Origin of the sequence: Robbsia andropogonis (genome assembly GCF_034047095.1) — a bacterium.
GTDB classification, from domain to species: domain Bacteria; phylum Pseudomonadota; class Gammaproteobacteria; order Burkholderiales; family Burkholderiaceae; genus Robbsia; species Robbsia andropogonis.
Map to the genome: position 1 here is coordinate 914,481 of NZ_CP139164.1, position 12,444 is coordinate 926,924.

A 12,444-nucleotide genomic window follows, 5' to 3' on the forward strand; every position below is an offset into this window, starting at 1 on the left:
GCGCAGCCGCCCCGCGAAGGCGATTGTGGCAGCGCCACATGAGCGGTGTCGTGGCGATCGCGCCCATTCTGCTGGTCCTGATCTTAGGCTACGGCGCAGGGCGCTTGATGCCCTCCGCCTGGCGGCGACGAGTAGGCGCATTGCTCGGGCCGTTGGTCTTGGCGCTGCTTTTTTCCATCGGACTGACCTTCGGGGCCGTGCTGCGCTCCGGCAGTCACGCACGTGCGGTGTTGGGTACCGCGATATGGCTTGCGATATGGACCACCATGGCATCATGGGCGCTCATCACGCTCTCGATCATGATCGCCCGGCGCATACGTCCCGCCATTCCACCGCTTGCGCCCGAGCCGCTCTTGCGCCCGACACCTTCTTCATTCACATCCTTTCCCCAACCGTTTCTTGCACCAACGACATCGTCCGCACATCTTGCCGCGACGTCTGGCGGCTCAGGGTGGTGGGGGCCAGCGAAGGAATGCTTGATCGCATTGGTGATGGTGGTCTTGGGTACGCTGGGGAATGGACTGTGTAGCCGATATGGCATTCCGATACCCACTGGCTTGACCGGTGCGTTGCTGCTTGTACTTGTAAGCATTGTCGGCATGGAGTTGGCGGGCCTAGCGATAGATGCACGATGGTGGTCGAGGCGCGTTTTGGCCATACCTTTATTGGTCATCATCGGTTCATTGATCGGCGGAACGATTGCCGGTGCACTTGCCCGGATGCCGCTGCCGATCGCGTGGGCACTATCTAGCGGCTTTGGCTGGTTTACGTTGTCCGGCGTGACGATCGGTCGACATCTGGGGGCGCAGTGGGGCGCGATCGCTTTGTTGACCGACCTGTTTCGCGAATTGATGTCCGTCGTGTTGCTTTATCTGTTCGGTCGCCGTTTCGCGCGCGCGTGCATTGGCGCGAGCGCAGCCACTGCGTTGGACTCGACATTGCCGATCATTAAACAAAACTGCGCTCCGGCGCATTGGCCAACGGCGCTGGTCAGCGGGTTTGTCCTCAGCCTAGCGGCGCCGTTGTTAATGACGGTATTTTTGTGGTGACCTTTTCGGTGTGCGGTCTTCCGCTGCCTATCGACGCCGCGGGTACACCTTATTGGGGGCAATCGCAGGACCGACTTTTACGATGCGAGCTTGAGCCCAATGATGCCAGCGACAAGCAGGGCAAGGCTGAGAATCCGGCCTGCTGTCACTGCCTCATTGAATAGCAGGATACCAAGCACGGCCGTTCCCACCGCGCCAATGCCCACCCATATCGCATAGGCCGTCCCAACCGGTAGCGTTTTCGGTGCCACGCTCAGTAGATAGAAACTTCCGATCGCAGCGATGCCCGTACCGACGCTTGGCCATAAGCGACTGAAGCCTTCCGTGTATTTCAGTCCGATGGCCCAGGCCATCTCGAGCACGCCCGCGCAAAGTAGGATCAACCAATTCATGACCGCGTCTTCACTACCGATTTGGACCGTTTTCACGGCGAAAACGCATTATATCGTAATGAAAACGAAAGACAAAACGCGGCAAATGTGAAGCCGTCGAGACAAGTAGCATGCCTTTCATCGAAATGCCTTTTTACAGCGGCACACTCAGCCGCGCCAGATCTTTCATCCCCTTTCTGGCCTCCTTCAAAAAAATGGCAGACATTACGATGACGACCTCCCCGATGTCAGGTAACAGCCGTCGCCGCTTTCTACAATCGCTTGCGGGTTCCGCGAGCGCCGCTGCGGCCCTTTCCGTATTTCCCGAATCAATCCGTAATGCATTGGCGATTCCTGCGGCCTCGCATACCGGGACGATCAAAGACGTCGAACATATCGTCGTCTTCATGCAGGAGAACAGATCGTTTGACCATTACTTCGGCCATCTGCGCGGCGTCCGGGGTTACAACGATCGCTTTCCCATTCCCTTGCCGAATGGCAAGCCGGTCTGGTACCAGCCGTCGCAATCGGATTCGACGCAGCCGGTATTGCCGTTTCACCTGAATACGCATACCACCAGCGCGCAGTGCGTTGGCGATCTCGATCACAGCTGGTACAAGACCCATTATGCGATCGATGGCGGAAAGTATGACCAGTGGCCGGCCAACAAGACCGACATGACCATGGGCTATCACTTGCGTTCGGACATACCGTTCCATTACGCCCTTGCCGATGCCTTTACTGTCTGCGATGCGTATTTTTGCTCGCTGCCCGGGCCGACCCATCCCAATCGTGCCTATCTGATGAGTGGGACCGTCGATCCGACAGGGAAGTACGGCGGCCCGCTGTTGAACAACAACGACTACGTCGATGGCGACGTTCCACCGCAGTATCAATTGCTGTCGTGGACGACGTATCCGGAGCGACTTGAGGCAGCGGGAATCAACTGGCAAATCTACCAGCAAGGGCTGACCGGTAACGATCCGTTAAACGGTAATTACGGCACCAACATTCTGCAAAACTTCGCCAACGTCATCAATGCGCCGCAAGGCTCGTCATTACAGCAGCGTGCGAACAGCGTGCGGACCTTGGACGATCTGAAAGCCGACGTGCAGGCAGGCAAGCTGCCACAAGTGTCCTGGCTGCTGCCGCCGGCCGCCTACTCCGAGCACCCGAAATACACGCCAGCATACGGCGCCGAATATACATCGAAGGTGCTGGATGCGCTCACGTCGAATCCAGACGTCTGGAGCAAGACGGTTCTGTTCATCATGTATGACGAGAACGACGGTTTCTTCGATCATATCGTGCCGCCACAGCCACCGACGTCGCGCGCGCAAGGGTTGTCGACGGTGAGCACTGACGGAGAATTGCATACGGTCGTCAATCCAGGACGCGGCAGTGGTTTCACCGCCGATGGTCTGCCTTACGGGCTGGGGCCGCGCGTGCCGATGACGATCGTTTCACCTTGGACCAAGGGCGGTTTCGTCTGTTCCGAGGTGTTCGATCACACCTCCGTAATCCGTTTTATTGAACAACGCTTTGGCGTACGCGAACCGAATATCACGCCGTGGCGTCGTGCGGTCTGCGGCGACCTGACGTCGGCGTTCGACTTCCGTACACCGGATGCGTCAATCCCGTCATTGCCCGATACCAGCCAATACATGACGATGGCCGATCAGCAGTGCGCTTCGCAACCGGCGCCGACGGTACCGACGACGGCGGGCGCGATCGACCCGCAAGAACCGGGCGTGCGTTACGCCCGTGCGCTGCCGTACGAACTACACGTGCATGGCGACGTGTCGGCACGGGACAATCACCTGACATTACAGTTCGTCAACACTGGCAAAGTGGGCGCGCATTTCTATGTCTATGCGCCGAATCGTAGCGACGGTCCGTGGCGTTACACGGTGGAAGCAGGGAAATCGCTTAGCGAGACATTTGACTTGAGCGTGACTGGCGGCGCCTATGACTTCATGGTGTATGGTCCCAATGGCTTCGTACGGCAATTCAACGGGCTGGCATTGGGGTCGGCGACATCGGCCGCCCGAGGTCATGGTTGGGGGCTCGGCCACATCGCACTACAGGTAGAATATGACAATCGTGACGGCAGCGTGATTCTGCGGCTGTGCAATACAGGGGGAGGCGTGGCACGACTCTTTGTCACGGACAACGCCTACGGCGCACGGTCGCGTAGCCTCGAGTTGCCGCCTGGCGCGATGACGGCCGTCCCATGGGATCTGTCGGACAGTCACCACTGGTACGACCTGAGCGTTACTGATCGCGACGAATCCAGTTTCCTGCGCCGCGTGGCCGGGCACGTCGAGACGGGTCATCATACCGTAACGGACCCCGCTGCCACGATGCCGATACGCTCAATAAGCTAAGCGGCCATGCATGAAGGCGTGGCCCGAGGTGCCATGTCGCGCCATCGTCGACGGCGGTGGCGAAATGTTCCTGCAAGATGCGTCCAATTGCAAGTCATCGTATTGCTCCATAAAGTCTTCGACATTGCATCCCATTAACGATGGCGATAATGCACCGCATGCATTATGCCGTTGTAAAGGGACGAGTGAACTTCTACCAATCGGCCAAGACGTGTTGTTTCCACTTTTTAGGCGTTTGGTTGTCGATTTGTCGTATGTCGCCGGTCACTAAGCGATGCAATGCTAAGACGGTGCTTGATGGTCTATTCGCTCATTTCCTGATGTCGGCGTGATTTTATGCATGCCTGAGGATAAGGATGACCATTGGCACTGGCGACTATCTCGTTTTGGAGCATTCAATGCAGACGCATCAACATAGTAGTGCCATCGTGGTTATGACGCGCGATGCCGTAGATCATTCGGTCGCTGCGTCGTATTCCGGTGCTGACGTAAATACCCTGAATGAAGAGGGTAATGAAAACATAAGTGATACGAATCATGTTTATGCTGCCTTGGAGGCATTGAGAGTAACGTCTTCTGGTCTGCAGCCGACGGCCAGTTACTTTGATCGAACGGCGTGGTACCGGAGGGGGGAGCGCAGGGGCCCAGGTAATAAGCTGCACCCGGCGGTGGATAACGGCAACGCTTTCGAGGCAATGGAGGCCATGTACGAAGATCCCCCTATCGCCGCTATGGCATCACCGAGCACACCGGCGAAGCCGGCGTATGGAGATGCGACGGTGATTGCACTGGACAACCGTACTGACTGGGAAAAGATGGGCGAGTGGGAAAAATATAGCGCATTTATGAAGCAGAATGCGATTTATCATTCCGTAACCACACTCTTCGGTACGGCCGTGGGCTCCGTGAATACGGCGTACAGATCGTTGTGGAACCATCCGGCGGCTAGGACGGCCGATGGCGTCCTAGCCGCCCTGGAAGCGGGCTGGGCACTGCACGACGCCTGTCGCAGACTTGGTGGTCTCAAGGCCGATGATTCGCTAGGATACAAAGCGAAAGCGTTTATCATCATCGGTGCTTTGGCTGTCGGCGTGGTGGCGGGGTTTGACCCGGCACCAGGGCTTCCGAAACGGATCTATGCACTAGTGAAAAGCACTTTCGAGGCAACGTTTCCCGCGTTGACGACGAAGTTCTCCGTGAAGGAGTCGGATTGGACGACATTGCTCACCGATTTTTCCATTTCGTCGAGCGAATCATTCAGTAAAGCCGAGCTGAAGCATTTTCTAAAAAAAGGTGTATTACTATCGTGGATTCAGTCAAAGCCCGATTATCTAAAAGGCATGATCGAAACTATAGTGGATTCAATCGTCGATTCCGGCGCGGCGTTGTTGACAACCCCGGCGGCGAAGGCAATCTCGCGGTATTTGTGGGGGGCCGAATATGCTTTTTCAGAGCAACACGCGGAGCAACCCAGTTGGGAAACGCTGACTCTTGGGTATCACGCCTTTCCCCCTAGCTTTTACAACGCCATGACAAAGCAGGGATATGGCGCGATTGCACTGTGGATTACGAACGTCATGAATGTTTCCGCTTCGGGCATACTGGCGCCTTCGAGACCAGTCGATCCATCCAGCGTCGTCGTGCCCGCACCAACGCTGGTACCCATTCCGGTTTCCATAAGGATACCCGGCAGTATCATTTCCAGCGTGGCGGAAGGAGGCGTCGATATGCTGAAAGCGAAAACAGCCATCGACTCGCCTGAGTTGAATTTCGATGCGTTCGATCATCCGAGCCCCCTCACTAGGGCGCTTTCTTCCGCTAAACCGCATGCGCTATTTAGACGCATCAAAAACAGGCTCTGGGTTGCCGAAAACATCCCGGAATCCGGCGTGAAAGATTTCGGCTTCGAAGTGTCGGTTCAAGCTTGAAAACGGGGTGTGACGCTCGTCAGCTGCACACGATGTCACGGCGCGGTCGCGATGGCCGACGATATCGCGGAGACCGGCGTGGCTGTCACGCCCGCGGTAGCGGCCCCCTTCGTTGGCGCTGTCTGCGACGTCGGTGGCGTTTGAACCTCTTGGCCTGCCAACGGCATGCCTTGATTTGCTTGCCAGCCTCCACCGAGTGCCAGGAATACCGCCACCTGGTCTTGTGCGACCTTGCCTCGCGCGGCCGCTACTTGCGATTCGACGGATGTCAGCGTCCGCGTGGCGTCCAGGTCAGACAGGAACGATCCCCGGCCGGCGAGATAGAAGCGGTGCGTCTGGTCTCGCGACTGGCGTGCCGATGCCAGTGCGTCCTCCAGCGCTTGCAGACGGCCGAGGTCGCCCGCATAGGTTGCAAGTCTGGTTTGCGTTTCGCGCAATGCGTTCAGCACGACTTTATCGAATTCGGCCAAGGCGACATCCGCACCGGCACGGGCTTCCCGGATACGTGCGCGCGCGCCATTCGCTGGTAATTCCCAACTTATCAATGGTCCGAAGCCCCACCGCTGCGTCGGTGAGCGGAACGAGTCCTCGAGGATGCCTGTAACACCTGCGCTCGCACCAAAGGAAATGTTTGGATACAGACCGCCGATCGCCACCCCTATCTTTGCGGTTGCGGCAGCCAGTTCACGTTCGGCACGACGCACATCGGGGCGACGGCGCAGCAGCGCGGCACCGTCGCCCACCGGTAACGGCGTCAGGATACGGGGCGTTTCATGACACGCATCGATCGCCTTCGGCAAAGCGTCGGGGGACTCCCCCAGGAGGGCGGCCAAGGTATAGTGCGCAATCCGCCGTTGCGCCGCTAATTGCGGCAACTGTGCCCGCAGTGTTTCCTGTTGCGTGACCGACTGCGTCACATTGGGTTGTGCACCGCGTCCCGCATCGCGTAGCCGACGGGCGAGCTGGGTAGACTGATCCTGGAGATCCAGCGATTTCAGCGCGATGTCTTCTTGTTCGGCCGCATCGCATGATGCCAGATAGGCTTGCACGACTTGCGAGACCACGGTGATCCGCGCGGTATCGCCAGCGGCGCGTACCGCATCAAAGTTTGCGCTCGCCGCTTCCACGCCGCGTTTCAATACACCGAACAAGTCGAACTGATAGGAGACCGAAAGCCCGAAATTGCTTTCGTTCGTGACGGGAAGTTTGTCCGTCAACAAGAACTGTTGGGCGGATTCCTGTGCGCGTTTCGCTGAGAGTTCGAGATTGCCGCCAAAACCGCCCTGCGCTTGCGCCACGTCGAGCACCGCGCCGGCTCTTGCCAGATTGGCGGTAGCCACGCGCAAATCGACATTACGCCGCAATGCTTCTTCGATCAATCCGTTCAATACGGGATCGTCGTACAGTTTCCACCACTGGTCTGGGACCGGGTCCGCATTGGCCGCGCGCGCGACGCTGCCCGACGCATGGATATCGTGCTCCGTTTCCACCAGGGTCCGATTCGCCACCGGCTGCTTGATCAACGCCGTGTCGGGCACGCGGTAATTCGGGCCGACCGTACAGGCCCCGAGTACCGCCATGGTCAAGGCTGCGGACCCCATGCGCCGCGCCCAACGTCCTACCTCCCGCTCCGAAGCACTCGCATTGGTGCGTCCCACCTGGTGCGTATGGTGCGCTTGCGATCTCATCGGGCACCTGTCCGTGCCGCATTGCCTGTGCTGCCCGCCCCCGTTTCCTCATTGCCGGCAAGCGCGTTGGCATCCGTGCCGGCGCGCGTCGGCGTGGGCAGCACCGACATGTCGGAACGCAGCGACCCTGGCGGCAGAACCACATCATCGGAGGCGGCTGCCGTTGTTTGCGCGCGGGCCACGCCGGTTTCGGGGGCGACAGTCCACTGGCCGGAAGGCGATGCCCCAACGGATGAAGCCGCCGACGGGGGCTGCGGTGAATTATGGCCGATATCGGCTGCATCAATTGAAACCGTGGCGGTGCGTCCTGCAATCAGCCGGACGTTCGCCGGCACGTCATCGATCTGTATCCGGACCGGAATCCGCTGCGCCAGTCGAACCCAACTGAACGACGGGTTGACGTTCGGCAGCAGATTCGCCCCTACCGAGCGGTCCCGGTCCGCTATGGCGGCGGCGATACTGGTCACGTGACCGTGCAGGCGTGTGCTCTGGCCCATCAGGTGAATGGTCACCGGCTGGCCGATGGCAATGCTCGGCATCTTGGTTTCTTCGAAATATCCGTCTACATGATACGAATGGGCATCGACGAGAGATAGAACCGCATGCCCGGCCGTGACAAATTCGCCGGCACGTGGTGCGCGATCATTCATAAAACCGTCGACCGGACTGACGATGACGGTGCGTTCCAGGTTCAATCGCGCCGTTCGAACGGCGACTTCTGCCGCGGAGAGGGCCGCTTGCGCCGCTTGCAACGCGGCATCCGCGGCCTGGACCTTCGATTGGCTTTCTTCGTACACTTCCCGGGACACCAAATCACCCAGCGCGCGGTTTCGACTCGACTCCCTGCGAAGCTGCGTCAATGTCGCGTTCCGCTCAGCCACCGCGGCGCGTTGCTGCGCGACGGCCGATTCTGCTTGCGCCAATGCCAGCTTGAAGCGGGCCTGGTCGATGACGAACAAGACTTGACCCTTACGAACCGTCTGGTTGTCGGTCACCGTGACCTTGTCGATCAGGCCCGTGACGTCCGGTGCGACTTGAACGATGTCGGCTTGCACGTGGCCGTCCCGCGTCCACGGCGCGAACATGTAATAGCGGACCAGACGCCAGATCACCAAGGCGGCGATGACGACAACCATGATGGTCAGGACCCCCCGACCGACGGTAGCGAGTTTGAGTTTCAATTGATCAACCGGTTCGAAACAGATACGAAACAAAGACGACGAGCCCGAGCAGAATCACGTAGATTCCCAAATCGAACATCGAGCGATGCCATACATGGCGATAGAAGCGCCATCGCGCGAATCCCATCGTGACAAGGCGCAACAGGCCATAGGCGAGCAGCATCCACACCAGCAATTCCGGGATGAACACCCCGTAGATATCGAATTCGCCGATCATGCGGATTTCTCGATGGTATTCGCCGCCCGCGGTGCCAGGGCGGCCGGAAACAGTGACAAGCGCAGCCCCACCAGCGCGTGCAATGCACCGAGCGTTTGCTCCGCATCGCTCAAATGGGCAGTGTCCAAGGCGTTCGCGCGTGTCGACACGTTCGGGTTGGCCGCCAATGCCGCGTCGATCCGCGCGGCCAGTTCGGGAGGCGGCGGGAGACGCCGACGCTGTTGGATACATTCCTGAAAATACTGACGAACACCGGACAGCACGCCATCGATCGGCTGCCGCCATTCGTCGCGCAAAGTCCGGCGAATCTGTTGCAGGTCCAGCGTATTCAAACCCACACGCAGGTCACGGAAACTCTCGATCGACGGATGGTGATCATCGTCGGTCGCGCTCAACCGCGGCAGCAATTGCATCAAACGATCCAGCATCCGGGATGCCATGTTGTTCTGCGCCACGATCGCATGGGGAGAGGCGGCAATGACCACGTCCGCCCATCCGGAGCGCGTAAGTCGTGCGGCCGCCAACTCGGCGCCGAATGGACGCGTGATGCGAATGAAGAGGAAAGCAAATAACAAACCGGCACATCCGGCGCTGTTGCTGTTGATGAAGGTCAGGAAATTAGCATCGTAGGCGCTCTGGATACTCATGAACGTGGCGGTGTTCACGGCAGTCAGCATGGTCGCCAGCATGAAACGGGGCTGCGGAATCAACGTACCGACGCAAATGAACGGCCCGGCAAACATGATCACCAGCATGGGGAAATCATGGACGTTGGGCAGAACGAGGAATAGATAGACGCCGGCAAGTACCGTGGCGACGCAAGTCCAGATAAAGAATCCCATGACCTGCGGCGCCGGAGAATCCATCGCCGCGAAAAAGCTGCATGACACCGCGGCCAGCGTTACCGCGCCCGCGCCATCGGCCCAACCCATGAAAATCCAGATCATGCAGGCGGCAATCGTCGCGCCTACCGCGGGAAAAATTGACAGGAAGGCCATCGGCAGGTCGACGTGGCGTTCAGACCCACCAAGACGCCAGTGTCGAAGCTTCGGCACCCATCCGCAGTGGGGTTCGGTTTCGATCAACTCGCGCAAGGTACGACAATCCTGCCAAAGATCGATCAGCAACCGAAGGCGCCACAATAGCGACGACATCAATGCACGGTCCCAATGGGGACTGTGATGGGGATCCTCGTTGATTCGCTCGGCGTTTTCCGCGGCTTTGGCCATTGGCTCGGGGCTTGCCGCATCCCTGGCGAGGCCCTCGGATACGCTCCTCATGCTTCCGTCGACCTGGCTGTCCGCCATGCCCGGCACGGCAATATATTCCGGTTCCAACGCCGTCAGTCGCGCGCGAAGCGCATCGGCTTGTGCCTCGCGGGCAGCGCTGTCATTGCTATCGAGCCAATTGACGAGATCGATGAGCAACGCTTCCAGTTCAGGCGGCGCCGCGCCGTGCGCCCGCAGCGCCGCCAATGGATCGCCGAGGGCGGATGCGATTGGCAGCAGAAGCGACATGCGCCCGCGCAGCGATTTCGCACGCGTCATCAGGCCGGGATCGGTGTTGTCGTAGCTTAACTGGCTCAACAGCAATTCTAGGCCGTTGACGGACCCGGCCAGACGCTGGCGCAGTGCGGAGAGGTCTTTGCCTGAGACACGACCTTTGAGCGTTTCCCGCATGTAGTGTATGGCGTCGTTAAACCAGGCACCGGTTCGCTCGCCGAGGCTCGGGCCAAGCCGGCTAGGGAAAATAGTCGTATTGATGACGGTGGCGCATACGATACCGAGCAGAATCTCCTCGAAACGCGCAACGGCAACGTCGAACACCGTATTGGGATTCTCGACGGTAGGGAACGCGATCAACGGCAGCGTGTAGCCGGCCAACATGAAGACATAGTTGCGCGCGGTGCGGTCTTGCAGCGCCAAAAAGAGGAACAACCCAGTCCAACAGGCAACGGCCACGCTCAAGACAATCGGCATCTCCACCAACGGGGGCACCAGCAGGACTGCACCCGCTGCGCCCAGCAAGGTGCCTAGGCCGCGGTACAGCCCTTTGGATCGGGTCGCACCGACAAATGGATTCGACACGATATAGACCGATGCCATCGCCCAATATGGCCGGGGTAATTCAAAAACCAACGCCAAGTACAGCGCGAGCATTGCTGCGGCAAATGTCTTGATAGAAAACAACCAGTCTTTCCAGGTCGGCGCCATGATGTGGGTCAAGAAACAGAGGAGGCACCAACGGCGCTGGAGAAACTGCGTATGACGCGCAAGGCGATCTGTAGTTCGTCGTCGGAGAATGCTTCGAGCAGGGAGGCACGCAACTGCGCAAGGTGTGCCTCGAGCTTGCCGGCGAGCCGCACCCCATTTTCCGTCAGCGACACGATTTTCGCACGTCCATCGGCCGGGTCGTCGTCACGTCGCGCCAACTGCTGCATGCAGAGCTGATCCAACAAACGTACCAGGGAGGGGCCTTCGATACCGAGTTCATGCGCCAGTGTCACCTGCCGCACGCCATCATTGCCGCGCCGCCCGATCAGTAATAACGGTAGTGCCGCCGCACTCGACAGACCAAACCCTGTCAATGCGCTGTCCGCGGTCTTGCGCCAGGCGCGCGCCGACAGCACCAGTTCACTGCTCAAGGCAAGGTGAACCTGTTGCTGCGGGGTAAGCGGCAGGGTGGTTTTTTTGGGCATGCCGGGAGTATAGCAATCGTTCGTTAGCAAACTAATGATATTTTCAACACAATATTGTTGTCGAATATAGGTTAATCGATAGCAAGCATTCGTCGGCTGGGTACGAGATGGCGAAGGAACGAGAGGGATGTCCTCAAAACGATTTAAGCGTTTGCCAAATTCAAACGGGAAACGCGAAATCTTTCGGCAGAACGGCTAATTCGACGGCAAAAAACGGTAATTCGCCCTGAAACGCGCCATGCAATACGAGGGCAATGTTACGCTGACGGTGATACGTAATGAACGACGACGGCTGACATTGCGAAGGGGGAGGACGTGCGGAATCAAGCAAGGAACATCCTGAAGCAGCACAGAATAGCCGATAAGAGCGATGGGAATGCAGAAGCGCTCGGGTCCGGCAATCCCTCTTCAGTCCAATTAATGCAAGTCATCCGCGATTTCAGTTTTTCCATCGGTACACGACTATCAGGGATGCAGAGGGATATTGAATGCCTTGTTGCAGGCCAGGAGCATTTATCCAAAAAACTGGATGAAAGCAATATACGACTGGAAAATCAGATCAATACGGTCGAGTCAAGGTTAAGCGGACGAATTGATTCGGTCGAGTCAAGGTTAAGCGAACACATTGATACGGTCGAATCAAAGGTAGGCAAGCGCATTGATACGGTCGAGACGAAATTAGGCGCTCGAATGGATGGTGTCGAGACCCGGTTAGGTACGCGAATCGACGATCTGGACGAGGACATAAAGTGTCATAAACGGCTGGTCCTTATCGCAACGGGGGGCTGGGTATGATCGTGGCGCTCATGGCGAGCGCATAACCCATTTTTGACGTATTACTTCGGTTGGGTGTCTTGCGCGTGGCTACCTGGCCGCGATGGTTACTTGAACTGAGATATGGCGTGGATGACGATGGGTGTTCAAA

10 protein-coding genes are annotated in these 12,444 nt (G+C 58.4%); 4 read left to right on the forward strand and 6 right to left on the reverse strand.

Features of this window, described 5'->3' with window-relative positions:
* Positions 1-38: 38 nt before the first annotated feature.
* Positions 39-1,049 carry a LysO family transporter gene (locus tag SJQ66_RS04025; protein ID WP_024904438.1) on the forward strand — a complete coding sequence of 337 codons (1,011 nt, stop codon included), beginning with the start codon at positions 39-41 and terminating at the stop codon, positions 1,047-1,049.
* 77 nt (positions 1,050-1,126) lie between these two features.
* Here the strand turns inward: SJQ66_RS04025 and sugE are convergent, their stop codons facing one another.
* The gene (gene sugE, locus SJQ66_RS04030) at positions 1,127-1,441 is read right to left on the reverse strand and encodes a quaternary ammonium compound efflux SMR transporter SugE (protein ID WP_320533684.1); all 315 of its coding nucleotides are present in this window, start codon (positions 1,439-1,441) and stop codon (positions 1,127-1,129) included.
* A 224-nt stretch (positions 1,442-1,665) separates the two neighbouring features.
* On the opposite strand from sugE, the gene SJQ66_RS04035 reads away from it, so the two are divergent.
* On the forward strand, positions 1,666-3,807 hold the full coding sequence (locus SJQ66_RS04035; RefSeq protein WP_253464159.1) for a phosphocholine-specific phospholipase C: 2,142 nt from the start codon (positions 1,666-1,668) through the stop codon (positions 3,805-3,807).
* A gap of 356 nt (positions 3,808-4,163) precedes the next feature.
* Positions 4,164-5,735, forward strand: coding sequence for a hypothetical protein (locus SJQ66_RS04040; RefSeq protein ID WP_320533685.1), 1,572 nt, complete (start codon positions 4,164-4,166; stop codon positions 5,733-5,735).
* 35 nt (positions 5,736-5,770) lie between these two features.
* Here the strand turns inward: SJQ66_RS04040 and SJQ66_RS04045 are convergent, their stop codons facing one another.
* From SJQ66_RS04045 to SJQ66_RS04065, 5 genes are all read right to left on the reverse strand, one after another.
* Complete coding sequence (locus tag SJQ66_RS04045) at positions 5,771-7,336, reverse strand: efflux transporter outer membrane subunit (RefSeq protein ID WP_253464161.1); 1,566 nt, start codon at positions 7,334-7,336, stop codon at positions 5,771-5,773.
* Between the two features lie 83 nt (positions 7,337-7,419).
* Positions 7,420-8,604, reverse strand: a complete 1,185-nt coding sequence (locus SJQ66_RS04050; protein WP_407691453.1) for an efflux RND transporter periplasmic adaptor subunit — start codon at positions 8,602-8,604, stop codon at positions 7,420-7,422.
* Between the two features lie 4 nt (positions 8,605-8,608).
* The gene (locus SJQ66_RS04055; protein ID WP_024904431.1) at positions 8,609-8,821 is read right to left on the reverse strand and encodes a DUF1656 domain-containing protein; all 213 of its coding nucleotides are present in this window, start codon (positions 8,819-8,821) and stop codon (positions 8,609-8,611) included.
* Complete coding sequence (locus tag SJQ66_RS04060) at positions 8,818-11,037, reverse strand: FUSC family protein (protein ID WP_320533834.1); 2,220 nt, start codon at positions 11,035-11,037, stop codon at positions 8,818-8,820. Before SJQ66_RS04060 ends, SJQ66_RS04055 begins: the two co-directional genes overlap by 4 nt.
* Before the next feature lie 5 nt (positions 11,038-11,042).
* Positions 11,043-11,519, reverse strand: a complete 477-nt coding sequence (locus tag SJQ66_RS04065; protein ID WP_046152535.1) for a MarR family winged helix-turn-helix transcriptional regulator — start codon at positions 11,517-11,519, stop codon at positions 11,043-11,045.
* 315 nt (positions 11,520-11,834) lie between these two features.
* Between SJQ66_RS04065 and SJQ66_RS04070 the strand changes: the two genes are divergently transcribed.
* A complete protein-coding gene (locus SJQ66_RS04070; RefSeq protein WP_051504585.1) occupies positions 11,835-12,314 on the forward strand; it encodes a hypothetical protein in 480 nt (159 codons plus the stop codon).
* Positions 12,315-12,444 lie beyond the last annotated feature (130 nt).